The organism is Bacillus siamensis KCTC 13613 (genome assembly GCF_000262045.1).
Taxonomy (GTDB): domain Bacteria; phylum Bacillota; class Bacilli; order Bacillales; family Bacillaceae; genus Bacillus; species Bacillus siamensis.
This window is the reverse complement of sequence record NZ_AJVF01000022.1, coordinates 21460-47241: the sequence shown is the minus strand read 5'-3', so window position 1 is coordinate 47241 and position 25782 is coordinate 21460. Positions and strand designations below refer to the sequence as shown.

Below are 25782 nucleotides of genomic sequence, written 5' to 3'. Positions count from 1 at the left end.
ACCTGTTGACCCTGTGATTCCAGTCGCTCCGGTTGATCCGGTTGCACCCGTTGGACCTGTTGACCCTGTTGTTCCTGTTACTCCAGTTGGACCTGTTGACCCTGTTGTTCCTGTTACTCCAGTTGGACCGGTTGACCCTGTGATCCCAGTCGATCCGGTTGCTCCTCTTGCACCCGTTGCTCCAGTAGCTCCCGTTACTCCGGTTACTCCAGTTGGACCGGTTGACCCTGTGATCCCAGTCGCTCCGGTTGAGCCGGTTGCACCCGTTGGACCTGTTGATCCTGTTGTTCCTGTTACTCCAGTTGGACCTGTTGACCCTGTGATTCCAGTCGATCCGGTTGCTCCTCTTGCACCCGTTGCTCCAGTAGCTCCCGTTACTCCGGTTACTCCAGTTGCTCCTGTTGACCCTGTGATTCCAGTCGATCCGGTTGAGCCGGTTGCACCCGTTGCACCCGTTGCTCCGGTTACCCCTGTTGCTCCTGTAGGGCCTGTAACGCCAGGGTCACCCCCGGTTTGCGCCAATGAAACATCGTCTATTAAAACCGTGCCGGAAGAAACTTTACTTAATACAATGACAGCAGAGGCCGCGCCAGAAGGCACACTGCTTGTTTTATAGATTTCAGACCATGTATGAAAGAGCACGTTCGGCAAATTTCCGGGTGTGATATTTTCTTGAACGGAACTGATTTGTTCACCTGCTGCGCTGACATATATGATCTGGAGGGTTACCTGGGGACTTGGCTCATTTCCGAGCGTTGCCAGTGATACGAATAGAGTCAGTGACTGAGCTGAGATGGGGATGATTTGACTGAGGTAAGCATATGGCTGAGTTCCAATAAATTGTGCAGAATATCTCCCTGAATGTGCAAACAAACTGTTAATCTGGGTATTTGCCGAACTCCAACCCTCTAATGTGCCGGTTTCAAAGCTCCCATTTATAATCGGATTATTCATTCAAGCTTTTTCCCTCTCCTTTCTGTTGCGGATAACCTTACATTTTAAGACAGCATATTAATACGGGCTGTCTTTTGACAACCTAAATAAAAAAGGTGATTTCTATTCATCACCTTAGTCCGATCCTTGAATGGGGAATCCCGTTGCAATGAGGGAACGGTTTGCCGCTGTGACTTGCGTGACATGATTCGAAGACAGTACAGATAAAAAGAGCTGATACGCAGCTGTTTCTCCCGCTGTCATTTCCTCGATGTACGTAAAAGGAATCCCCAAGATTTGCCCGCCTGAAGAAAAGAGGTTCAGCTCTTGTCTTAGTGTTTGAATAGATACCCCATTTCTTTGGAGATCGACAGCTAAGTCTAATGAAAAATTAGAAGCGAGCAGATCTAATTCCACATTTACTTGTATGACGGCATCCGTTTTTACCAATTGATCTGTCGGCGCATCTACCACCGTGCTTAATACATTTATCGGTGTTCCTTCTAACGGAATCGTCATTTGTTCTGTTGTATTTTGAAAAGCTACAGCCGGAACCGCACCGGGCGGACCCTCAGGCCCCGGGGGACCAGGCGGACCGGGCGGACCTGCTTCCCCTTGCGGACCGCGGGAGCCGGCGGGGCCTCTTTTGCCTTCGGGACCCCGCATCTGGGGCACGCACAGGGCAGATCGATTTTCATCTAAAGACGGAAACTGTTTTTCCGTCACTATTTCCGTTTTTTCATGATCGTATAGTAATTGTTCATACCAGCGTTTCATATGTCTGCTCATATATTTGTAAGGTTTCTGTTTCAATATCATGTATTGATTACGGCCGCTGCTCATATTATCACCCCGGCTATATTGTATTCACGCTGAAGCCATCATGTGCAGGGCCTTCCCGCCTCTTATCAAAACAAAAAAAAGGCAGACCTGAGTCTGCCTTTTTTCTTCTACCATAAACCCAATACTTTCCACCATAATCCGCCGATCACAAGCCATGTCACAATATGGACGATTGACAGGATAAAGCCGATGGACCACCATTTGCTTTGCGAAATATAGCCCGCTCCGAAAAAGACCGGAGCCGCTCCTGAGCCGTAATGCGTTGTCGAACCGAAAAGGTTGCTGAAAAACGCCAGGCTGAGCGCCGCCAATAGCGGCGGAGCGCCTGCCGCCACAATGACGGCGAGAAATGCCGCATACATGGCGCTGATATGCGCGGTTGCGCTCGCAAAGAAGTAATGGGTGTAATAATACACAACGATCAGAATCATAAATGCCACAATCCATGAAAAACCGGAAACAGAGGATTTCATCATATTACTGAACCAAGACACCATGCCGAGTTCATTCAGGAAATTCGCCAGCATCACAAGCGCCGCGAACCAAGTCAGTGTATCCCACGCACCTTGTTCCTTTTTGATGTCCTCCCATGTTAATACCTGTGACAAAAGCAAAACGGATAATCCGATCAGGGCCGTCGTCGTTGCGTCGATATTTAAGCTTCCTCCGAAAATCCACAGCGCAAGCACCAATAAAAAGACGATGACCATGGAGAGCTCGGATTTTTTAAACGGACCCATTTCTTTCAATTTTTCCGTTGCGATTTTAGCCGCATCCGGTGTTTCTTTAATTTCCGGCGGATACAGCTTATAAATAACGAGCGGTGTAATGATTAAGCTCGCCAATCCCGGGACAATGGCCGCGATTGCCCAGCTTGTCCATGTGATGTCCACCCCTGCGACATCATGGGCCAGCTTGGCGATCAGCGGGTTCGCCGCCATTGCCGTCAAAAACATCGCAGACGTAATCAAGTTTCCTTGGAAACCGGTCTTTAATAAGAAAGCGCCGATTTTCCGCTCTGTTCCGTCTGCCGGCGTTGATCCGAAAGTTTCGGATAATGATCTGATAATAGGAAAAATAATGCCGCCCGCCCGTGCCGTGTTACTCGGAATGGCAGGTGATAAAATTAAATCACTGAACAGCAGTGAATAAGAAAGGCCGAGTGTTTTCTTCCCGAACCGTTGTACGAATACGTAAGAAATCCTGGCGCCGAGCCCGGTTTTGATAAATCCCCGGGAAATAAAAAAGGCGATGACAATCAGCCAGATTGTCTTGTTTCCAAATCCGCTTAACGTATTTTCAATAGAAAGCGTTCCCGTTAACGCGGTGACTGCCAATGCAAAAATTGCAATTGCGCCCATTGGCAAGGGCTTGGAGATAAAGCCGATAATTGTTGCGACAAAAATAGCGAACAAATGCCATGCTTTAGGTTCAAGTCCGGACGGCGCGGGAATAAACCAAATGATTAATCCCACAGCAACAGTAATAAGCAAAGGAATGATTTTTACCGCCTGCTGTTTTTTTGCGTCTTTTTCTGAAGCCATTACAGGTCTCCTCCTATTTTGTTGTCTTCCATCCCCCATCCCATTTTACTACTTAACTAAGTTAATAAACGTTTTTGTTAATTAAAAAACACAAAGGAAAATATTCCTTTGTGTTTCTTATTTTAACGTACCCGAACCGGCTTTAGATATAACATCCGGTTTTACATTTGCGGATGAGCCGATAGAGCCGTGCAATGCCGGTGTCCAGCCGACAGACTGACTTAATCCGTTGGCGGCTGACGCGTTAATGGCAGCGCCGTTTAAAAGAGTGCCCTCTTCATGAAGCGCTTTTCCGCCGCTGAAGACGCTGATGACCTTATCGGCAGCCAGGCCCGGCACCTCAAAAACATTATTCTGCGCATATATTTTTGACGCATGTCCTGCGCCCCATGCATAACTGAACGGGTACGCGGCGCTTTTCGAGCCTGCGTAAAAATTATTATAAATATGAACCTGCCCGTACCGGACCCGCGGGGCGCGCTGGACGATGTTCTGGTAATAGTTATGGTGAAGGGTCACCTTCAGTTTTCCTTCATCCGACGTCTTGCTGTCGCTGTTTCCGATGACGGAGCCTTTATCATGGTCATGATATTTATTATAAGATAATGTAATATAATTCGCCCCGTTGGCTATATCCGTCTGGCCGTCATGGTGCTGATATTTTCTCCCGTAATAGTAGGGAAAACCGCTGTCGGGATTCGATCCGTCATTAAAGGTGCAATGGTCGATCCAGATGTGCGTCGCGCCGTTAATGGTGATATTGTCATATTCCGAGTTCCAGTTGCCGCTGCTGCCGTCAGTCGGGTCCCATTGCGGAAAATAGTCGTAAGCGTCTTGAAATTCGATGTTGCGGATGATGACGTTGTCGACGCCGTTCTTCATATTAAAATTTCCGCCTGTCACTTTGGCGTTTGAGCCTGACCCGATGATCGTCGTATTTGAAGGGATATCAATCACGACCCGCGCTTTCTGATTTTTTTGGGATCGCTGTCTGGCGTCTTCCTGGGTGCCTGAAGGTGCTTTTTTCCCCCATTTATCCGGGTCGTACGCGTTCAAATAGGCGTTGAGATCATATGCCGGATCTTTATAATCATGAAAGCCGAGCGTTTTATTGCGGTCGTCGGTATTCAAATTGATTGTGCCTTGTATGTAAATAATCTTCGGCGTGCTGTTGGCGCTTCCACCTAATGCAGAAACGAGCTGCTGTCTGTTTGATACGGTGTATACATTCGATGAAGAGGCTTTCGCGCCGCCGGTTGTCCCGCCGGAAGCGGCTCCCCATCCGTCATTTGCTCCTAACGTCTGCCGGCCAAGGTCAGCGGCATGGACACCCGCAGGAATCATCCATAAACAAACCGCCAGCATCAGTAACATTTTTTTCATAAATGGTGCTCCTCCTGATTTGATATTCCAATTTATTACAAACGAATTGTATCAAATCAATTAAGAAACAGCACCGAAAATGTACTGATTGTGTCTTTCGGTTTTATTGCGGAATCCGCAAAAAAATCCCAAGGGACCGAAATCCCTTGGGACCTGATCGGCTTACGCCCATGATTTTACTTTTTCGTTATCCGTGACAAACAGAAGGACTTTTCCTTCATCTAAGCGCTTTTCAAATTGTGATGCTTCCTCTTCTGAAAAGCCGATTTCGTGAATTTTGTTGCGGAGCTCGTCGCCCTTTTTATTAAACATATTGCCGACCGCGTGTTTAATGCCCGTTTCTTTTGCTCCGATGGTATTGACATCCGTATTGTCGGCCAGTCGTTCCGTTCTGTCGTCATCATGAGAAAGCACGTATACATCTTCTTTTGCGACACCCATTTGCTGAAGCTCTTTTACGTCCTGCATCAGTTTTTGATCGTTTGTATACTCTCTTACTACCGGTTTCATTGAGAAGTCCTCCCTTTTGTTTTTGTATATTGTGTGTTTACCCGCTTCACCAAGTGCCAAACAAAAGAAAGAGCGTTCAGTGAAAAATCGGGCAGATTGTCGGTGGATATTTTCTTCCGGGACATGTTACAGTAGGAGAAGCTACTTTTATCAGAAAAATAAAAATTTTCAAGAGCCGATCACGCAGGGAGGTGGTTCCTATTCATTATTTTTCACCGGAACAGCGATTTAACGCTTGGGTTGTCAGTGATTTAGTGAAACAGGTATTCCGCCGGCATACCCGCTGCCCGGATGGAATAAAAGAGCTTACGGCCTTTGCTGAAGATACCTTTCATATTAATATCGATTACGTTTTCTCTATTATTATCAATATCGGTGATATCGAATCCGTTCTGCCGAAAGAAATTGAGAATACGCTGGGTACTTATCTGACCGCGCTTCAGCCCGTCATTACCCCCGACATGCTTCATTCTTCTAAAACAAATGCCTATGAATATTTGGAACATGAGAAAAACACTGAGATGTTCCGGTTGTTCTATTAAAAGAAGGGCCCGGGCCCTTCTTTTTTTGTTGCCGGCGGACGGTTTGATTTTGTATTCGGGAAATGGTTCGTGTTACATTTGGAACAAACACTCATGTTGAAGGAGGATGCATCATGCCGAAAAATCAGCAGCAGATTCAATTGGCGAGACGCCCTAAAGGCGTTCCCGTCCATGACGATTTCCGTTTTGAAACGATTGCCGTTCCCGAGCCGGAAGACGGTGAAGTGCTTGTAAAAACGAGTTATGTGTCCGTTGATCCGTACATGCGCGGACGAATGCAGGATACAAAATCATATGTCGAGCCGTTCGCTTTAGATGAAGCCATAACAGGCGGAGTGATTGCCGAGGTTCTCACAGACGGCAATAAGCTGAAAAAAGGCGATATTGTGATCGGGAATCTCGCATGGCAGGAATACTCAGCAGTGAATGAGTCCGCCCTCCGCAAACTGGACACGGATATCGCACCCGCCTCGGCGTACCTCGGCATTTTAGGGATGACCGGACTGACCGCTTACTTCGGGCTGCTTGATATCGGCCGTCCGAAAAAAGGCGAAACCGTCGTCGTTTCAGGGGCTGCGGGCGCCGTCGGCTCAACGGTCGGGCAGATTGCCAAAATCAAAGGCGCGCGGGTTGTCGGCATCGCCGGTTCTGACGAAAAAATCGCGTATCTGAAAGAGGAGCTTCAATTTGATGAAGCCATTAATTACAAAACGGCGGATGATATTCAAAAAGCGCTTGAACAGGCATGCCCTGACGGCGTCGATGTCTATTTTGACAATGTCGGCGGACCGATTTCAGATGCGGTGATAAACCTGCTGAATGAATTCGCCCGCATTCCGGTATGCGGAGCGATCTCTTCATATAATACCGAAAGTGAAGAGGAAGACATGGGTCCCCGCGTACAGCCGAAACTGATTAAAACAAAAGCGCTGATGCAGGGATTCATCGTCGGTGATTATGCTGACCGCTTTTCCGAAGGCGCGAAACAATTGGCTGAATGGCTCAAGGACGGGAAGCTTCATTATGAAGAAACGATTACGGAAGGATTCAGCCATATTCCTGACGCATTCCTCGGTTTGTTTAAAGGAGAAAACAAAGGCAAACAGATCATCAAAGTCAGTGATCCAAGTTAACATGATGATGAAAAAAAGGAGGGCTTTGTTCCCTCCTTTTCTGCTTTTTCGGATCAGCTGCGAAGAATCAAAGTCAGGAAGCCGTCTTCATCCGGCTCCGTATCTTCCAAAGTGAATCCCGCTGCTTGAAAGCAGGCTAAACTCATTTGATTGTCTTTTTCGATGCTTGCCGCCCATTCCCGCACACTGGTAAACCCAGGGTCAGTCAGGAGTTTTTGCAATATCCGTTTTCCGTACCCTTGAAGCTGGTACAAAGGATTGACGATCAATCCGATATACACCTGTTCCTCCACAAACTCTATAGAGACTATGCCAGCCGGCAGCTGCCCGTCATATGCCATAAAGACAGTATCGTCTTCATCTTCATTCAATCGTGCATACCACGCATCTAATGGCAGCATCGCATCCATTCTCCGTCTGATATTATCGTCCTTAAACCAGTGCTCAAGTATTTTCAGCTCACGTTCCTTCAATATTTGAAATCTGTCTATTGAAACCATCTTCCCATCCCCCGCGCGAACCTTTTCTATTATTTTACAACAAAAAACGAAGGGCTTCCCGCCCTCCGTTTCTTATTTCTCAGATAATTTTCCGCCTGAATAAACGGCCTCTTTCAGCTCAATTCCGAGTGATTTGGCCATTTTTTTCAGTTTGGATTCTTCCATCGGCGTGACAAGGCTGAGTACCGTTCCTTCTTTACCGGCCCGCCCCGTCCGGCCTGATCTGTGAATGTACCCGTCTGCATTTGGGATGTCCGCGTGAATGACGTACGGAAGATCGTCGATATCAAGTCCGCGCGCTGCTATGTCAGTCGCCAGAAGCAGCGGAAATTCTCCCCGTTCAAACGCTGATAATATCTTTGCCCGCTCCATTTTTTTCGCTTCTCCGTGCAGGATGCCGAGATCCACGTGATGATAGGCGAGTTTTTCCGCATAGACGCTTAAATTTCCGATATCTCTGACGAACACGAGCGCCTGCATGCCGTTCAGCCGTGACAGCTTTTGCAATAGCTTCACTTTATCCCGCTGATCGCAGACGAGATATTGATGCGTGACCCGGGCTTTTTCCGCCGTATTCCGCTCCACCTTCAAAACGGCCGGTTCGTGTGCAATTCCATTCAGCACCTCTTCTGTCTCCGGCTGCAGCGTAGCAGAAAAGCTTAAAAGCTGGCGGTCTTTCAGCGTCGTTTTAATGATTTTTTTCATTGTTTCGCGGTGTTCCTTTGTCACGAGCTGATCCGCTTCATCAAGAACGATCGTCTTGACTTCATGCATTTTCAGCTTTTTCGCCTGAATCAATTCGAGCACCCTGCCCGGTGTGCCTGCAATGATATGCGGTTTATTTTTGAGCTTTTCCACCTGCTTTTTCACGTTTGCTCCGCCGATTAAAGACAAGGCGCGAAGATCGGAGCCTTTTGTCCAATCCTGAATCACCTGAAAAATCTGCATCACAAGCTCGCGGGACGGCGCTAAAATAATCACTTGCGGATGTTTTTGCTCCGGATTGATCCGCTCCAGAACCGGAAGCGTATACGCCAATGTTTTTCCGGTTCCCGTCGGGGATTCGGCGATGACGTCCTTCCCTTCCATGATCACCTGAGCGGCTTTTTCCTGAATGTCGGTCGGCTTCTGAAAGCCTGACGCTCTCCAGTTTTCGGCGATAAATGGTTGTGTATGCTGTAAAAATGGCCATGTTTGGGTCATGTCGTTCTCCTCAATTCTTAAAATCTACTCCATAGTATCTCAAATGCACGCGGCAAACGCAATTTTCTTTTTCCTTCCAAGCCTTTTAACAAACGGTCTCCTCCTTTATAATCATTAATGAGAAAGACACATGATAAAAAAGCGTGTCTGATAACGATAGAGGTGTAATGATGAGTATTTTATCCGTAAAAGATTTAAGCCACGGCTTCGGTGACCGTGCGCTTTTTAACAATGTATCGTTCCGTCTTTTAAAAGGGGAGCACGTCGGCTTAATCGGAGCTAACGGCGAAGGTAAATCAACATTTATGAATATTATTACCGGAAAGCTTGAGCCTGATGAGGGAAAGATTGAATGGGCGAAAAACGTGCGCGTCGGCTATCTCGATCAGCATACTGTGCTTGAAAAAGGCAAAACGATCCGCGACGTGCTGAAAGATGCGTTCCATTACTTATTTGCGATGGAAGAAGAAATGAATGAGATTTACAATAAAATGGGCGAAGCGGACCCTGATGAGCTTGAGCAGCTGCTTGAAGATGTCGGTGTCATTCAGGACGCCCTGACAAACAATGATTTCTATGTGATTGACAGCAAAGTTGAAGAAATCGCCCGCGGCCTCGGCCTGCAGGATGTCGGCCTTGACCGCGACGTCACTGACTTAAGCGGCGGACAGCGGACGAAAGTGCTGCTCGCCAAGCTGCTTTTGGAAAAACCGGAAATCCTCCTGTTGGACGAACCGACGAACTACCTTGATGAGCAGCATATTGAATGGCTGAAACGCTATTTGCAGGAATATGAAAATGCGTTCATCTTAATTTCTCACGACATTCCGTTTTTAAACAGCGTGATCAATTTGATTTATCATGTAGAAAATCAAGAGCTGACGCGTTATGTCGGCGACTACCATCAGTTTATGGAAGTATACGAAGTGAAAAAACAGCAGCTCGAAGCGGCCTACAAAAAGCAGCAGCAGGAAGTCGCAGAGCTGAAGGATTTTGTCGCCCGCAACAAAGCGCGGGTCAGCACGAGAAATATGGCGATGTCCCGCCAGAAAAAGCTTGATAAGATGGATATGATTGAACTGGCGGCTGAAAAACCGAAACCGGAATTCCATTTCAAGCCGGCGAGAACGTCAGGCAAATTGATTTTTGAAACGAAGGACTTAGTCATCGGCTACGATACCCCGCTGTCACGTCCGCTCAACCTCAGAATGGAACGCGGACAGAAAGTCGCCCTGTACGGCGCGAACGGCATCGGGAAAACGACGCTGTTAAAAAGCCTGCTCGGTGAAATTCAGCCGCTGGAAGGCACGGTGGAACGCGGCGAGCATCAATACACGGGCTATTTCGAGCAGGAAGTAAAAGAAACCAATAACAATACGTGCATCGAAGAAGTGTGGAGCGAATTTCCTTCCTTTACCCAGTACGAAATCCGCGCCGCCCTCGCCAAATGCGGCCTGACCACTAAACACATTGAAAGCCGCGTCTCCGTATTAAGCGGAGGAGAAAAAGCAAAGGTCAGACTGTGCAAGCTGATCAATTCAGAAACAAACCTGCTCGTGCTTGACGAGCCGACAAACCACCTGGATGTCGATGCGAAAGAAGAGCTGAAACGCGCACTGAAAGAATACAAAGGCTCCATTCTGCTCATTTCCCACGAACCGGAGTTCTACATGGATATCGCGACAGAAACATGGAACTGCGAGTCTTGGACGACGAAAGTGCTGTAAACACAAAAAGGAACTCCCGCCTGTGCGGAAGTTCCTTTTTTTCTTAATGTCCGGCTTTTATTCCGGCGAGATGTTTGCGTCCCATGAGAAGGACAAGCATGCCGACAAAAACGACGAGCCCGCCAACTGTATATGGCGTGCTTGCGGTGAAGTGTTCTGACAGCATTCCCGCAATCCACGGAGCGAGCGCACCGCCGATAAAGCGGACTGAGCTGTAGGCTGAAGACGCGATTGAACGTTCAACCGGCGCAGAACCCATCACAGCCGTTGTCATGATCGTATTCACCATACCGAGCACGGCACCGGCGACAACGATACATGTAATGATCAACGTCTGATGGTCAGTCCAGATCCCCATGACGATGAGAATGACCGCAAAGGCGATAAAGAGAACGACGAGCGAACGCACTGTTCCCAGCGCTTTGTGCACGAGCGGCGCCGTAAAGACTGACGTAATTGCCAGCAATAACCCCCAGCCGAAGAAGACGTATCCAAGACCGTGTTCATCTAAATCCAGAACGAACGGAGAATAAGCAAGCAAAATAAAAAATCCAAAGTTGTATAAGAATGCCGATACTGCCATTGTCAAAAGGCCTTTATACTTGAGCGCCTTCATCGCATCAAACACACCGACGCGTTTCGCCGGTTTCGGCAGCTTCGGCAGCATGAGTGAAATCGCGCAAAGCGCTATAAACATCAGGACAGACACTCCGAAGAACGGAGCGCGCCATGAAATGCTGCCAAGCTCTCCGCCTGCAAGCGGCCCGACGGAAATCCCCAAGCCGAGCGCGGCCTCATACAAAATAATGGCTTTGGCGCTGCCGCCGACAGATACCCCGACAATGACGGCCAGCGCGGTTGAAATAAAGAGAGCATTCCCAAGCCCCCAGCCGCCGCGATAGCCGACAAGCTGAGCGATTGAACTTGAGCTTCCGCCAAGGGCGGCAAACACGATGATAAAAATAAGTCCGAGAAGCAGTGTCCATTTCGCGCCGATCCGGCTGGAAATCGCGCCGGAGAAAAACATCATAAAACCGGTAACGAGTAAATAACTTGTAAATAACAGAGATACTTCACTAGGTGAAGCATGTAATTGTGCGGCAATCGCCGGAAGTATCGGGTCGACGAGTCCGATTCCCATAAAGGAAATCACACAGGCAAACGCAACCGCCCAAACGGCTTTAGGCTGGCTGAATAAGCCTGTTTTCTGTTGTGATGATGTATCCATTTGATCAGACCTCCTATTTGATCCATTAAAAGAAACGCTATCTTCATAGCGTTTACAGCAAAATCATTCGATTGATTGAATGGCGCGGTCAGCTTTTTCTTTCATTCCGTTAAGGCGCTCTTTAAAATGCAGAAATGTGCTGATCTTCTCATCAATCATCTCAAGCTGGTGGTTCAATGCGTGCTGAATCTCTTCCAGCTTTGCTTTCCGTTCCTTCGGATCCAGTGACAACAAGTACCCCTCTTTGTTTAATTCCAGCTGACGGCTCATCTCCATAAACTGCTGAAGCTCCTGAAGGGAAAAACCGAGCACTTCTTTAGTGCTGGTGACTTTTTCGAGCTCCTCCATATCATCTTCAGAGTAAAGCCGGACGCCGCCTTCTGTCCGTTTAGGTGCAGGAATCAAACCAATCTCCTCGTAAAAACGAATGGTTCGTTTTGTCAATCCGCTTCGTTTGGCAACTTGATCAATCTTCATCCATTCCAAGGTGAATCCCCCTCTTGTCGTTTCTGTTTCTATTATACACCTTTTGAACCTTAACGTAAACGTGAAGTTTTAAAAATGAATTTTTACGGATAAACATCCATACCGCACAATGGACATCCGCTCATGACAAAAAAAGCCGGTATGACCCGCTATTTTCTCGGGGGACATACCGGCTTTTTTTAATTCTCAAGTTCTTCAATCATCAGTGACAATTCGGTCCAGCGCTCCATCGCCGCTTCAAGCTCTTCAGCCGTTTTTGCCTGTTCGGCCATCAGTTCTTGAATCTTTCCGAAATCACTTCCCGCTTCAGCGATTTCCGCTTCCAGACGCTGATGCTTTTCTTCAAGGCCGGCGATTTTGTCTTCGATGCCGTCCCATTCGATCTGGTCCTTGTACGAAAGCTTTTTGCGCTTTTTCTTCGGCTCTTCCTCCGCCTTTTTCTCTTCGGCCGGCTGTTTTACCGCAGTCTTCTTCGCTTTTGCGTATTCCATGTATTCACTGTACGAACCTTGGAAACGCGAAATGACGCCTTGTCCTTCAAATACGATCAGGCGGTCCACGACACGGTCAAGGAAATAGCGGTCATGGGATACGGTAATGACGACGCCCGGAAACTGTTCGATGTAATCTTCGAGCACGCTTAATGTTTCTGTGTCCAGATCATTGGTCGGCTCATCTAAAAACAGCACATTCGGCTCCTGCATCAGTACATTCAGCAAGTACAGACGGCGCTTTTCCCCGCCTGACAGCTTTCTGATATATGTCTGCTGCATCGGGCGCGGGAACAGAAAGCGCTCAAGCATTTGTTCCGCGGTGATGACATCACCTTCCGCCGTCTTGACGATTTCAGCCGTCTCTTTTATATAGTCAATGACTTTCATATCGCCGTTCATTTCGCTGTGGTCCTGGGTGTAGTACCCGATCCTGACCGTCTGCCCGATGGTGATGCGGCCGCTGTCTGGCTGAATTCTGCCGGCGAGGCTGTTTAAAAGTGTCGTTTTCCCGATTCCGTTCGGCCCGATGATGCCGATTCTTTCACCCGGGATAACAAGCTCGTTAAATTGGCTGATCAGCGCTTGGCCGCCGTAGGTGAGGGTGACGTTTTCCGCTTCTATCACCTGTTTTCCGAGACGGTGGGACCCGATCGCGAAATCGAGCGATCCTGAAACTGCCGGCCCTTTTTGCTCCTTGAGCGCCTCCGCTCTGTCCACTCTCGCTTTTTGTTTCGTCGAGCGTGCTTTCGCCCCTCTTCTGAGCCACGCCAATTCGCGGCGCAGGAGGTTTTGACGTTTCGTTTCTTTCTGCTCTGCCAGCGCTTCCCGTTCGGCCCGTTTTTCCAGGAATACTTCATAGTTTCCCTTATACGTATAAAGGCTGCCTCTCTCAAGCTCGTAAATTCTGTTCGTCACCCTGTTCAGAAAATACCTGTCGTGCGTGACAAGCATGACGGCGCCCGGATATTGCGATAAGTAGCCTTCCAGCCATTCAATCGTTTCATTGTCCAAATGGTTTGTCGGTTCATCCAAAATAAGCAGGTCAGCCGGCTGGATGACGTTTTTCGCAATCGCGACGCGCTTTTTCTGGCCGCCGGACAGCTCGCTGACATCCTTCATCAAGTCGGTGACACCGAGTTTGGTTAAAACCGTTTTGGCTAATGTATTCGCCTCCCACGCATCATTCGCGTCCATTCTCGCCTGCGCATCAAGCAGGTGCTTTTGGCGCTGTTCATTTTCCGGCTCTTCATTCAGCTCCTGAAGCGCTTTTTCGTACTCCCGCATCGTTCTCATAACGGCTGAGTCACCGGAATAAATATGCTCAAGGACGGTTTGTCCGGCAGGAAGATCGGGATCCTGATGCAAAAACTCAATATGCACGTTTCCTGAAGCCGTCATCTCGCCTTCCTCCGTTGATTCAAGGCCGGCAATGGTTTTCAGAAGCGTGGACTTCCCCGTTCCGTTCGGGCCGATTAAACCGATTCTTTCATTCTCTTCAATATGAAAGGAGATATGGTCGAATAATGTCTTTTCTCCGTATGTTTTATAAAGATTTTCCGCTTTTAAGATGCTCATGGTTCCTATCAATCCTCACGTAAGTTCATGTGTTCATTTTAAATCAGGCGTTGGAATAAAACTAGTAAAAGGGCAGACAAATTTCTTGGAAGCGATCATTTTGTCCGAAGAATGTTTCCGCCTCTCCTTTTATACACTGGAGGTGAAGAGGTGATGACATGATCAGCATCAGTTTATGCGTTATCGTTAAAAATGAAGAGGAAGTGCTTGCGGGCTGTCTTGATTCCGTCAAAGACATTGCGGATGAAATTGTGATTGCTGATACGGGGTCGACCGACCGGACGAAAGAAATCGCGGCCCGTTATACGGATAAGATTTATGATTTTGAATGGGTCGATCATTTTGCGGCCGCCCGTAATTTTGCGTTTTCGAAAGCGGAAATGGAATATATTCTGTGGCTGGACGCCGACGATATGCTGACGGAAAAGGATCGTGAAAAGCTGATAGAGCTGAAGGCGTCGCTTTCAAAAGAGGTGGACGCGGTATCCATGTATTATCACGTCGGCTTTGATGATCGGGGAGAGGTCAGCTTCAGATACCGCCGCAACCGTCTCGTCAAGCGGGAAAAAGGGTTCCGCTGGATCGGAGCCGTGCATGAGTATCTGGAAGTATACGGAAACATTATAGAAACCGATATCGCCGTCACACACCGCAAATCCGAGAAAAAGCACTCGCCTCCCTCAGACCGCAACCTGAGGATTTACGAGAAAATGGCGGAAAACAGTGAAACGATGACACCTCGCGATTTATTTTATTTCGCGAATGAATTAAAGGATCACGGCCAGTATCAGCGCGCCATTACGTATTATCATCATTTTCTTTCCACTAAACAGTGCTGGATCGAAGACGAGATCAGAACGTGCCAATACCTATTCGATTGCTACAGGGCGGTCGGCCATGAAGAGGCCGCCATGACGTCGCTCTTAAAATCATTTTTGATTGATTGTCCGCGGCCGGAGTTCTGCTGCAGGCTCGGCGACTATTTTACGGAGAAACGGCAATACCGGCAGGGCGTGTTTTGGTATGAGCTCGCCCTATCCGCCACATACAGCGATTCAGGCTTTACCCAGCTCGAATATTCCACCTGGTATCCTCATCTGCAACTCTGCGTCTGCCACTGGCAGCTCGGCGACAGAGAAAAAGCGAAGATTCATAACGACAAAGCCGCCTCCTATCACCCGTCACATCCGAGCGTCCTGTATAATCAAAACGTGCTCGGCACATAACATCAAAAAAAGAGCTGCCCCCTGTAAGAGGGCAGCTCCTTATTCATTACGCCGTCGGAATACCTCCGCTGACACTGTAGATCTGGGATGTCACATAACTCGATTCTTCTGAGGCCAAAAAAACATAAATCCCTGCAAGCTCCGCGGGCTGGCCGGCACGCTGTAATGGCACGGCCGGTGTTTCCTTGCCGAATTTCGGAATGTTTTCACCGGGCTGTCCTCCGGAAATCTGAAGCGGCGTCCAGATCGGCCCCGGCGCTACAGAGTTGACTCTGATTCCTTTATTCGCCAGCTGCTTTCCTAAGCCGACGGTAAAGCCGATAATGGCATGTTTTGTCGCGGCATAATCCAACAGCATCGGACTTGGATTGTACCCTTCGACAGAAGTTGTCGTGATAATAGACGCGCCTTCCGGCAGATACGGAAGCGCCGCTTTGACGAGCCAATACAGTGAGAAAACATTAACTTCGAATGTTTGATAGATTTGTTCTGTGGCAAGATCGCTGATATCATCCACTGCCTGCTGTTTGCCGGCGACAAGGGCGAGCGTGTCAAGACCGCCAAGCTCTTGATACGCTTTTTCCGCCAATTCTCCGCAAAACGCTTCATCGCTTAAATCTCCGGGGAGCAGAACGGCTTTTCTTCCTTCTTTTTCAATTAATGCTTTCACTTCTTCGGCATCCGGCTGTTCCTCAGGCAGATAGTTAATGGCCACATCCGCCCCTTCCCGGGCATAAGCAATCGCAGCAGCCCGGCCGATCCCCGAATCGCCGCCGGTGACGAGGGCTTTTCTTCCCTTCAGCTTGCCTGCTCCTTTATAGCTTGTTTCGCCGCAGTCCGGCACAGGCTTCATCTCTTTCTGCAAACCGGGCGGCTCCTGATATTGTTTTGGAAATTCATCATGATCATATTTCATCTGCGGGTTGTGCAGATTTGCATCAGACATACAAAACTCTCCTTTATCATTGGTGATGTATTCGTATGTGTACCCCTGCGTATAGCGGATCAAACGTGTAAGTGCAGTTTCCAATTGATAAGGGAAAACAAAAAAGGAGCCCGTAAGCTCCCTTTTTTTATGATTCTCCGAGCACGTTTTCAGCCATTTTCGCTAAATGCTGGGCGCTTCCTGAAATCTCCTGCATCGTGGCAGAAATTTGTTCAACCGCCGCCGCTTGGCCGTCTGTGTTCTGGTTGATGGATTCAATAGAGTCCTCCAGCCCTTTCAGCAGGCTGTGGATTTTTTTCGTAATCTGGTCAATTTGTCCGACGTTGTCTTTTGAATGAGTGGCAAGCTTGCGGATCTCATCCGCCACCACGGAAAAGCCCTTGCCGGATTCTCCAGCTCTCGCGGCTTCAATGGCCGCATTCAAACCGAGCAGATTGCTTTGATCTGAGATGCCCTTGACAGTGACGGAAATGTCGGCAATTTCTCCCGCGCTTTCACTGACTTGTTTCGCCTGAGCGGAAATCCCGGTCATCTGTGCTGAAAAGCCGCTGATGGATTCTGAAATATCCGCGATGGCTGAAGCGGTCTGTTCCACGACGGCGGACAGGCTTTCAGCGACATCATGAAGCTTAGCTGATTTTTCAAGGCTCGTGCCGAGACCGACGCCGCCGATGACTTTTCCGTTTTCATCGTGAAGCGGAATCGCTCTGGCGATCAGCGGAAATCCGAACAGCTCTTTCGGCACCATGCTTGTCTTCTTCTGATTCATGCGTATCGCGTCTGTAATGATGTCTCCTTTTTGGAGCGGGTCTCCCGGCTTTACGTTAAGAGAAAACGTTTTAGCCGGAATATTCACAATTAATTTTTCTGTATCATAAATCCCGATGGTGATGTCATCTTGGATCAGGCTGTTTAAAAAAGGCGCAACTTTGACAAAAGCGTCAAGCAGGCTGTGCGTTTGCTGTTCCGTCTGTATACTCATTTCTTTCACTCCTTCTTAATATGGGAATTGCCGTTTTTCATGCTGAACCGAAATCCATTTCAGCGTAGTGAATTCTTCAAGGCTCCATTCGCCGTTCAGCCTCCCGAGACCTGATTGCTTCTCGCCGCCGAACGCGACATTCGGTTCATCATTAATGGTCGTATCGTTGACGTGAATCATGCCGGTTTCGATCCGCTTAGCAAACTCAACGCCGCGCTCAACGTTTGCCGTATGCACGGCTCCGCTTAAACCGAACGGTGTCGCGTTTGCGATGCTTACCGCTTCATCCTCCGTTTCAAACGGCATAATGCAGACGGCCGGACCGAACAGTTCCTCTTTTGCGATACTCATCTCAGGTCTTACATCTTTTAAGATGACGGGTTCAGCTACCGTTTTGCTGAATCGGCCGGAAAGCACCGGAACCGCTCCCTCTTCTATCGCTTTTTCAACGGACCGTTTCAGACCTTCCGCCTGTTTCTCATTGATTAAAGGCCCGATCACCGTATCAGGGTCCATCGGATCGCCGACTTTCAGCGATGACACTTTCGCTTCGTAAAGCTCTGTGAATTTGTCATATACAGATGTGTGAACGAGCACGCGGTTCGCCGACATGCAGATCTGGCCCTGATGCGTAAACCGGCTGAATACGGCCGCATTGACGGCGTATTCGAGATCAGCGTCCTCAAGCACGATCAGCGCGCTGTTTCCGCCAAGCTCCAAGAGCGGTTTTTTAAAGTGCTTGATCGCAAGCTGTCCGATATAGCTGCCCACTCCGGTTGAACCCGTAAATGAGATAATCCGCGGCACGGGATGCTCAACAAAACTGTCGCCGATCTCCCCGATATCCGTCACGATGACATTCAGCAGCCCGTCCGGTACGCCGGCCGCTTCAAAAATCTTCGCAATCAGTGTTCCGCCGCAGATCGGTGTTTCTTCATGAGGCTTCAGCACAACGCCGTTGCCCGCTCCGAGTGCCGGCGCAACTGATTTCACCGAAAGGAAAAACGGGAAATTAAACGGGCTGATGACCCCGACGACACCGGCTGGTATTCTGTACAGCCTGTTTTCTTTTCCGTCAATCGTGGACGGGAGAATTTTCCCTTCCATCCGCACCGGAAATGTTGCGGCTTCTTTTATCATATTTTTGACAAGTCCGATTTCAAACTCAGCCTTCAGCCTTGTTCCGCCAAGCTCCTCCATGATTAAGTAAATGATCGCTTCTTCGTGCTCTTCGATGAAAGATACGGCTTTTTCCAAAATGGCCCGCTTTTTAAAAGGATTGACTTTGTCCCATTCTTGTTTCGCAAGAGCCGCGGCGCGATACGCCGCATCCACGTCATCAGGCGTCGCTTTTCGGAATGAGGTGATGACTTTCTGAGTATAAGGATTTCTGTTTTCCAATACGTTCCGGCTGCTCCCATCCCTCCATCGGCCGCCGATAAACTGCTTATTTAGTTCTTCATATTGAAACATGTAAAAACATCTCCCTTTCACCGAAACTTGAAAATAGTTGATGAGTCATTTTTTGTATCGGTCTTAACGTGAGAAAATTGAACTATTTCACAATAAAATTACTGTTCCTTCCGCACATCGACGCTTTTGAGCTTTTTCCTTTTAAAGTGGAAAATTCTTTAATTGACTGTGCGAAATTTCGACAATATAATACAAACGTCAGTGTATATAATGATATGAATATTATGAATTTTCAGGAGGACCCATATGTCTTTATTATTTCGGAAAAAGCCGATCGCCGACTTAAAGGTCCAAAGCAAACAGGCCGGTCTGGCCCGCTCGTTAAGCGCTTTTGACTTGGTTTTACTCGGAATCGGCTGTGTTGTCGGCACGGGGATTTTTGTGATTACCGGGACCGTGGCCGCAACAGGGGCAGGACCGGCTTTGATTCTGTCGTTTGTGCTCGCGGGCCTTGCCTGCGCGCTCGCAGCGTTTTGTTATGCGGAATTTTCTTCATCCATTCCGATTTCAGGCAGCGTATATACGTACTCCTATGTCACTCTCGGAGAATGTCTCGCGTTTTTAATCGGATGGGACTTAATGCTTGAATATGTCATTGCGCTCTCCGCCGTCGCAACCGGCTGGTCATCGTATTTCCAGTCGCTTCTTGCGGGCTTCGGGATGCATCTTCCGGAGGCGCTGACCGCCGCACCCGGGAGCAAAGCGGGCGCTGTGCTCAATCTGCCGGCCGTTATTATTATTTTGGTGATTACCGCGATTGTTTCAAGAGGCGTGAAAGAAAGCACCCGCTTTAATAATGTCATTGTTTTGATGAAAATTGCGATCATTTTGCTGTTTATCGTCGTCGGATTCGGCTACGTGAAACCGGAAAACTGGTCGCCGTTTATGCCGTTCGGAATGAAAGGCGTCATCACGAGCGCCGCGACCGTTTTCTTCGCGTATCTCGGATTTGATGCCGTGTCAAACGCATCGGAAGAAGTGAAGAACCCGCAGAAATCAATGCCGATCGGGATTATCGGCGCGCTCGCCATCTGCACCATCCTTTACATTACCGTGTCGCTCGTTCTGACGGGAATGCTTTCGTACACTAAATTAAATGTCGGAGATCCGGTATCATTCGCGCTCCAATTTGTCGGCCAGAACAAAATCGCGGGCATTATTTCCGTCGGCGCGATTATCGGGATTACAACAGTCATGCTTGCTCTGCTGTACGCTCAGGTGCGTCTCACATTTGCGATGAGCAGAGACGGTCTTTTGCCCCGCGTATTTTCCAAGGTGCATCCGCGTTTTAAAACACCGTTTCAAAACACCTGGGTGACGGGGATCGTTGCCGCCGGGATCGCCGGTTTGATTGATCTGGGAACCTTGGCGCATCTCGTCAACATGGGAACCTTGGCGGCCTTTACGGTCATCGCGATCGCCGTCATCGTTTTAAGAAAGAAACATCCGGAGATCAAATCTTCCTTCCGTGTTCCTTTCGTTCCTTTTGTGCCGATCATCAGCGCATGCTTATGCCTCTATCTCGCAAGCAGCCTGCCCGGCGTGACATGGCTTTCCTTTGTCATCTGGATCGCCGCCGGGATCGTCGTTTATATGGTTTATTCGCGAAAACACAGTTTATTAAACAAATAAAAAGGGAGGCTCTTTTTTCGATTTGAGAAAGAAGAGCCTTTTTTGCTCTTGATCATTCATTCACCTTATGAATAATATGGTGTATGCTTTGCTTACATAAAAGGAGGAGAATCACTTTGGCAATTGCCGCACCGATGAAAGAAAAACCTGTCCATCGTCCCGATACAACCATGTATTCCATTTTATTGATTATCGGGATTTGTCATTTGCTGAACGATTCACTGCAAGCGGTGATTCCGGCGATGTTTCCTATTTTGGAACGTTCCATGAGTCTTACCTTTACACAGCTCGGAATGATCGCCTTTACGCTGAATATGGTGTCTTCCGTGATGCAGCCCGTCATCGGCTGGTATACGGATAAACGCCCGATGCCGTATGCCCTGCCGCTCGGACTCACCGCAAGCATGCTCGGCATTTTAGGGCTCGCGTTCGCCCCGTCTTTTCTGACGATTTTATGCTGCGTATTTTTTATCGGCCTTGGCTCCGCCGTCTTTCATCCTGAAGGATCGCGTGTCGCTTACATGGCCGCCGGCGAAAAGCGCGGCTTGGCGCAATCGATTTACCAAGTCGGCGGAAATACCGGCCAGGCGATGGCGCCCCTGATTACCGCGCTGATTCTCGTTCCGCTCGGTCAATTCGGCTCTGTCTGGTTTACGCTTGTCGCCGCAATCGCTGTGCTGTTTCTCATTTATATCGCCAAATGGTATAAAGGGCGCCTTATTCATTTGCGCGCCGCAAGTAAAAAATCACCGGCTGCCGCTGTGGAGACCGTGATTACAAAGCCGATTATTCTTGCCCTTATCATGATTATCTTCTTGATTTTCGCGCGTTCCTGGTATGTGAGCGCGATCGGCAACTTTTATACGTTCTATGCGATGAATGCCTATCATGTCAGCATTCAGCAGGCACAGAGCTACATCTTCGTCTTTTTATTCTTCGGGGCTGTCGGAACGTTTCTCGGCGGGCCGCTGGCAGACCGTTTCGGAAAGCGGAACGTCATTATTGTATCAATGATGGCATCGGCTCCCTTGACGATTTTCCTTCCGTTTGCGGGGCCTGTCATCGCCTATGGTGTACTGGCGCTGATCGGCGTTGTCCTGATGTCCAGCTTTTCTGTGACCGTTGTCTACGCGCAGGAGCTCGTCCCGGGTAAAATCGGCACGATGTCAGGACTTACGGTCGGGCTCGCCTTCGGAATGGGAGCAATCGGAGCCGTTGCGCTCGGCGCCCTCATTGATTCCGCGGGATTGACGCCGACCATGACAGCCGTCGCCTTTCTGCCCGTTTTAGGACTGCTCGCGTTTGTCCTGCCGAGCGACAAAACATTAAAAGAATGGCATTCATAAAAAAATCCCTGCCTTTTCGGCAGGGATTTTATGTTTCAACCGTATAAAAATGAGTGTCAGGAACCGCATATCTCGGAATAAACCCGTCTCTGAAATCGGGAAATGCCTTTTGAATTTCATCAATCCATTTTTTTACGTTTTTGATGTACGGCACGTAAATTATATTGACTGTCGTCTCGTCATCAATGTGATAGTACCAGCACAGATTGAATTCGTTCTCCGTGACGAGCGTAAAGCCTGAAAAATGATAAAAAATCAGCGGGGTGTCATTGACATATACAGCCCCGTCACGCAGGCTGACTTCGTATTGCTCAATATTCCACAGCGCGGCATTCGCGCCGATCGACTCCGTGACATGGACGTGCTCAAACTGCGCGGGCCACTTTTCAACATACCTTTGGTCACCGTATGTCTTTTTTTCTTCATTCATCTCCACCGTACAATAGGAGATGCAATCCTGTCTCCACTGCCAGACCGCCCGATACGCCTCCTCGGTATTCCGCGCGCCGACAAACCCGGTGTTGTACTGCCCGGTCAGCTTGTAATAAGACGCAAACCGTTCTGAATTGCGGTGATCCGTCAGGAAAAGAGAAGCATCCGGCTTTTCCGCAAACAGCTCGCCCGCATCTGAGAAGAAAAAGAGATCGGTGTCCAAATGGGCAAAATATTCGGCTTCATCATACTCCGTCATCACATGAAACAGAAATGCCGGCTTCAGCGTCCAGCAATATTCATGAAACGTCCGCCCGCCCTTTGCTTCAAGCAGCTCCGGATCTTCCATTTCATGGAGCTGAACCGCCGTGACATGCTCCCACGGCACCTGCTGAAGCAGTTCATACGCCTTCTTGTCGACACACAGCACATACAGATGAAAATCACGGCAATGCTCATGGAGAGAATGAATCATCGGCATCAGTTTAAAGATATGCGTTCTTGAAACAATGGTTGAAAAATGATATTTACTCACCATATCACATCCAATTTATTTAAGATCCACATGCAGTAAATCAGCAAACAGCGCTTTGAACGCTCTTGCAAAGTGCGTAACGCCCAGCTTTTTTTCCGCTTTTGACAAAAGCTTTTGGGCCTCCGGCAGATGAAAACTGTTCGCCGTGATACGCGGGCTTTTCGTCCTCCAGTCCGGGTCGAGGTTGCGGTCTTTAACCGCGTGCATCAGCTCAAGAAAGATGTACAGCAGGCTTTCATATTTCTCATAATCAAGCAGCACTTCGATGTCTGCCATAATGCTGTTGGTTAACTCCGCGTCAAACGGGCCGTTAAACGCGAGGTGCACGTCAAGCGAATGGATGTCATTGTACTTGTCGCACATGTACGCGATATTCGCCCTGATGTCATCAACGGAAGCACAGTTGCTCGGATGCTCCTGATGGACGCTCATGATATCGCGCCGCAGCTGAAACGACAAGCCCGACTGGTGAAGCCTGATGCCGAGATCATAATCTTCAAAACCGTATCTGACAATGCCTTCATCAAACAGACCGAGATCTGCCACGTGCTGCCGTTTGACTGATGAATTGTTCGTAATGAAAAAACGCCACGGCAGACGGTAGCCTTCCAAGTCGTCTCCGTATTTTTCCAAAATGCTTTTCAGCACATGTATAAAATCGGTATCTAAGTCAAAGCATCGGTCGAGAAAGCTTCCGTCTCTGATGGCACTTTCATCAAGAAGCGGCTCTTTATCGCCCGGCAGCTCTTCATACAGTTCGGCGAGCTTTTCCTTGTGCTCTTTTTCAAAACGGTCATAATAAAAGCTGTACAGCCGCTTCCAGAACATACCGCATACGACAAGATCGTCCCGGTTCTCATGAGCCTTGATATGCTTCGCCACCAAATCCTTTTCGGCAAGCATGTCACTGTCATGGAAAATCAAAATATCGCCTCTGGCATTGCGGACCGCCTGATTCCGGCCGTAAGCGATTCCTCTGTTTTCTTTAATTCTCACAAAAATCAGCGGAAAATTCGCGCTGAATGATTCGAGCATGGATAAGGTTCCGTCTTCCGAACCGTTGTCAGCCACAATCACTTCGAACGGCTCTGTGCATTCCTGTTCATTCAGGGATAGCAGGCTGTTATAAAGCCGCTCTCTGGAATTATATGCGGGAACTATGACGCTTGCCTTCACTTTTGTTCACTTCCTGTATATAATCATTTATTTGTTATCATTCTCAGATGCAAAGCCGCTGAACTCCGGGCAGACGGCGCTGACCGTCCCGATCACCTGCTTCAGAATGTCTTTGTAAAGCTGATGGACAAACGGCAGGTCGGTCCGGGTCTTCTCGTGAATCTGCCGAATGTCGCCGGCTGTGATGATCCGGTATCCGCTGAAATGATAGAAAATCAGCGGACTCCCGTCTTCGAGCACAAGACGCCCGTCCTTCCATGAAAATGTGTGCCGGCCGTAATTCCAATGGCCGATATTCACACCGGGCGTGGTGATGTCACACACATTCGGGAATAGATCAGACATGTGATCCAAGTAGCCCTGATCTCCGAATTTTCCTTCACCCGGCGCATTTTTGCATTCTTCAAGGCAGCGTTCTTTCCACCATCTGAGACAATCTGTGCCGGCCCGATCGTTTTTGAAGCTGAGAAAACCGGAATTATACCGGCCTAAAAGGCGCTGCAGCATGTCAATTTCCTTTTTTTTAAATGAGGGGATGACGATATCGCCCCGTGACAGAAGCACCGAACAATCCGGCTGATTTTCAAAAATCGGGCGCGGATCAGCGAAAAAAAACAAATCGGCATCAATGTACGTGACACGCTCTAAGTCCGGATGTCCGTCCAGCACGAATTCGAGAAATACCGGCTTCACCGTCCAGCAGTATTCGCTCTGGTCTCTCGTCCGCTTCAATTCAAGGAGCTCCTCATTTTCCAGTGCAGACACCGGAATCAGGGTGACATTATCCGGCTGCATTGCCTGAAGCACGTCATAGGTGTCTTGATCCATACACAAAGTAAAAATGGGGGCGTCCGCCTGAACCTCTTTCAATGAGCCGAATAAAGCGATGGCCTGATACAGCCTTCCTTTTGATAAAACTGTGCAATATGCGCTTGTCACGTCTTTATCACCTCTGTTTCTGTTACTTTTGAAAAAAGGCTTTATACCATTCGATCGTTTTTTCCAACCCTTCATCAATGGTATGCGCGGGTGTCCAGTTCAGAAGCTTTCTCGCCTTTTCCGCCGACAAATATTGATGCTTGATTTCGTGGCTCCCCTGGTTGAGCACCTTCGGCTTCAAGTCACTGTCCATAGCCTTAAGAATTTTTTCTACAAGTTCCAGCACCGTCAGCTGAATCTCATTGCTGAAGTTGAACGCTTCTCCCGCAAGATTGAGCTCCTCCATCTTTTCCGCCAGCAAAAGGTACGCCTCGACCGCATCCTCAATGTAAAAATAATCACGGATAAATGTGCCGTCGCTGCGGATTTCCGGCGCTTCACCGTTCAGCACGAGCTGAATCGTCTGCGGGATAATCCGGTTGAAATTCAAATCCCCGCCGCCGTACAAGTTGCCGCAGCGCGTAATACAAACCGGAAGGCCGTACGTATTAAAATATGTGTGGCTTATCAGATCGGCACAGCTTTTTGACACATCATACGGATGTTTGCCCTGAAGAGGCATGTTTTCATCATACGGCAGTGCCGGCTGGTCGCCGTACGCTTTATCACTGGAGGCGACGATCACCCGCTTGATGAGCGGATGCCGGCGGCACGCTTCAAGGATGTTCCATGTGCCGAGAATATTGGCTTCAAATGTGGAAATCGGATTGCGGTTTGCGACGCCGACGATCGCCTGTGCTGCTAAATGAAAGACCGTGTCGATTTCATATTCGCCCAGCGCCCGCTCAATCACATCCAGATCTTCAAGAGCGCCCTGCACGATATTCATTTGCTTCACTTGTTCTCCCTGATACAGATTAGATTTGAGCACAGTGTCACGGACAAGTCCCGTCACATTGGCCCCCTGATCGATCAGTTCCTTTACCAAGCAGCTTCCTAAAAGACCTGTACATCCCGTCACAAACACATTTTTATTTTTCCAGAAACTCAAACT

The 25782-nt window shown here is 48.6% G+C and carries 23 protein-coding genes; 6 read left to right on the top strand and 17 right to left on the bottom strand.

The window, feature by feature from the left end; translation table 11 throughout:
• The 5 genes from Y79_RS1000000121820 to Y79_RS0106600 form a co-directional block, all read right to left on the bottom strand.
• Positions 1-954: NTTRR-F1 domain (locus Y79_RS1000000121820; RefSeq protein WP_155816724.1), on the bottom strand; the 954-nt coding region annotated here is incomplete at its 3' end.
• Between the two features lie 114 nt (positions 955-1068).
• A complete protein-coding gene (locus tag Y79_RS0106615; RefSeq protein WP_029575252.1) occupies positions 1069-1776 on the bottom strand; it encodes a hypothetical protein in 708 nt (235 codons plus the stop codon).
• A gap of 107 nt (positions 1777-1883) precedes the next feature.
• The gene (locus Y79_RS0106610) at positions 1884-3320 is read right to left on the bottom strand and encodes an anion permease (protein WP_007408966.1); all 1437 of its coding nucleotides are present in this window, start codon (positions 3318-3320) and stop codon (positions 1884-1886) included.
• A gap of 117 nt (positions 3321-3437) precedes the next feature.
• Complete coding sequence (locus Y79_RS0106605) at positions 3438-4703, bottom strand: pectate lyase (protein WP_016936979.1); 1266 nt, start codon at positions 4701-4703, stop codon at positions 3438-3440.
• A gap of 162 nt (positions 4704-4865) precedes the next feature.
• A complete protein-coding gene (locus tag Y79_RS0106600) occupies positions 4866-5213 on the bottom strand; it encodes a YflT domain-containing protein (RefSeq protein WP_016936978.1) in 348 nt (115 codons plus the stop codon).
• Between the two features lie 191 nt (positions 5214-5404).
• Between Y79_RS0106600 and Y79_RS0106595 the strand changes: the two genes are divergently transcribed.
• Together Y79_RS0106595 and Y79_RS0106590 are read left to right on the top strand one after the other, a co-directional pair.
• Entirely contained in the window at positions 5405-5755 is a 351-nt protein-coding gene (locus tag Y79_RS0106595) for a DUF3212 family protein (RefSeq protein WP_016936977.1), read from the top strand.
• A gap of 113 nt (positions 5756-5868) precedes the next feature.
• Entirely contained in the window at positions 5869-6888 is a 1020-nt protein-coding gene (locus Y79_RS0106590; RefSeq protein ID WP_016936976.1) for an NADP-dependent oxidoreductase, read from the top strand.
• Positions 6889-6941: 53 nt separating this feature from the next.
• Here Y79_RS0106590 and Y79_RS0106585 read toward each other — a convergent pair whose 3' ends face one another.
• Both Y79_RS0106585 and Y79_RS0106580 read right to left on the bottom strand, forming a co-directional pair.
• Complete coding sequence (locus tag Y79_RS0106585) at positions 6942-7388, bottom strand: GNAT family N-acetyltransferase (RefSeq protein ID WP_016936975.1); 447 nt, start codon at positions 7386-7388, stop codon at positions 6942-6944.
• Between the two features lie 72 nt (positions 7389-7460).
• Positions 7461-8591 (bottom strand): DEAD/DEAH box helicase, encoded by a 1131-nt coding sequence (locus tag Y79_RS0106580; RefSeq protein WP_016936974.1) that lies wholly within the window; start codon positions 8589-8591, stop codon positions 7461-7463.
• A 170-nt stretch (positions 8592-8761) separates the two neighbouring features.
• Here Y79_RS0106580 and Y79_RS0106575 point away from each other — a divergent pair, with 170 nt between their 5' ends.
• Positions 8762-10318, top strand: a complete 1557-nt coding sequence (locus tag Y79_RS0106575; RefSeq protein WP_016936973.1) for an ABC-F family ATP-binding cassette domain-containing protein — start codon at positions 8762-8764, stop codon at positions 10316-10318.
• 43 nt (positions 10319-10361) lie between these two features.
• Here the strand turns inward: Y79_RS0106575 and Y79_RS0106570 are convergent, their stop codons facing one another.
• The 3 genes from Y79_RS0106570 to Y79_RS0106560 form a co-directional block, all read right to left on the bottom strand.
• Positions 10362-11546, bottom strand: a complete 1185-nt coding sequence (locus tag Y79_RS0106570) for an MFS transporter (protein ID WP_016936972.1) — start codon at positions 11544-11546, stop codon at positions 10362-10364.
• Between the two features lie 63 nt (positions 11547-11609).
• Positions 11610-12032 (bottom strand): MerR family transcriptional regulator, encoded by a 423-nt coding sequence (locus Y79_RS0106565; protein WP_016936971.1) that lies wholly within the window; start codon positions 12030-12032, stop codon positions 11610-11612.
• A gap of 179 nt (positions 12033-12211) precedes the next feature.
• Positions 12212-14101, bottom strand: a complete 1890-nt coding sequence (locus tag Y79_RS0106560; protein WP_016936970.1) for an ABC-F family ATP-binding cassette domain-containing protein — start codon at positions 14099-14101, stop codon at positions 12212-12214.
• Positions 14102-14259: 158 nt separating this feature from the next.
• Here Y79_RS0106560 and Y79_RS0106555 point away from each other — a divergent pair, with 158 nt between their 5' ends.
• Positions 14260-15327 (top strand): tetratricopeptide repeat-containing glycosyltransferase family 2 protein, encoded by a 1068-nt coding sequence (locus tag Y79_RS0106555; RefSeq protein WP_016936969.1) that lies wholly within the window; start codon positions 14260-14262, stop codon positions 15325-15327.
• A gap of 46 nt (positions 15328-15373) precedes the next feature.
• Here Y79_RS0106555 and Y79_RS0106550 read toward each other — a convergent pair whose 3' ends face one another.
• The 3 genes from Y79_RS0106550 to yfmT form a co-directional block, all read right to left on the bottom strand.
• Complete coding sequence (locus Y79_RS0106550) at positions 15374-16273, bottom strand: SDR family oxidoreductase (protein WP_016936968.1); 900 nt, start codon at positions 16271-16273, stop codon at positions 15374-15376.
• 127 nt (positions 16274-16400) lie between these two features.
• Positions 16401-16805, bottom strand: coding sequence for a methyl-accepting chemotaxis protein (locus Y79_RS1000000121945; RefSeq protein ID WP_369719111.1), 405 nt, complete (start codon positions 16803-16805; stop codon positions 16401-16403).
• Between the two features lie 465 nt (positions 16806-17270).
• The gene (gene yfmT, locus Y79_RS0106540; protein ID WP_016936967.1) at positions 17271-18728 is read right to left on the bottom strand and encodes a benzaldehyde dehydrogenase; all 1458 of its coding nucleotides are present in this window, start codon (positions 18726-18728) and stop codon (positions 17271-17273) included.
• Between the two features lie 246 nt (positions 18729-18974).
• On the opposite strand from yfmT, the gene Y79_RS0106535 reads away from it, so the two are divergent.
• Positions 18975-20360 carry a branched-chain amino acid transporter BcaP gene (locus tag Y79_RS0106535; protein WP_016936966.1) on the top strand — a complete coding sequence of 462 codons (1386 nt, stop codon included), beginning with the start codon at positions 18975-18977 and terminating at the stop codon, positions 20358-20360.
• Between the two features lie 116 nt (positions 20361-20476).
• A complete protein-coding gene (locus tag Y79_RS0106530; RefSeq protein WP_016936965.1) occupies positions 20477-21706 on the top strand; it encodes an MFS transporter in 1230 nt (409 codons plus the stop codon).
• Between the two features lie 28 nt (positions 21707-21734).
• Here the strand turns inward: Y79_RS0106530 and Y79_RS0106525 are convergent, their stop codons facing one another.
• From Y79_RS0106525 to Y79_RS0106510, 4 genes are read right to left on the bottom strand one after another with little or no spacing between them, the layout of a single operon-like run.
• Positions 21735-22673 carry a putative nucleotide-diphospho-sugar transferase gene (locus Y79_RS0106525; RefSeq protein ID WP_016936964.1) on the bottom strand — a complete coding sequence of 313 codons (939 nt, stop codon included), beginning with the start codon at positions 22671-22673 and terminating at the stop codon, positions 21735-21737.
• Between the two features lie 15 nt (positions 22674-22688).
• Entirely contained in the window at positions 22689-23849 is a 1161-nt protein-coding gene (locus tag Y79_RS0106520) for a glycosyltransferase family 2 protein (protein ID WP_016936963.1), read from the bottom strand.
• 27 nt (positions 23850-23876) lie between these two features.
• Positions 23877-24788: a putative nucleotide-diphospho-sugar transferase gene (locus Y79_RS0106515; RefSeq protein WP_016936962.1), complete on the bottom strand. Its 912-nt coding sequence runs from the start codon at positions 24786-24788 to the stop codon at positions 23877-23879.
• A gap of 22 nt (positions 24789-24810) precedes the next feature.
• Positions 24811-25779 (bottom strand): GDP-mannose 4,6-dehydratase, encoded by a 969-nt coding sequence (locus tag Y79_RS0106510; RefSeq protein WP_029575250.1) that lies wholly within the window; start codon positions 25777-25779, stop codon positions 24811-24813.
• Positions 25780-25782: the final 3 nt, after the last annotated feature.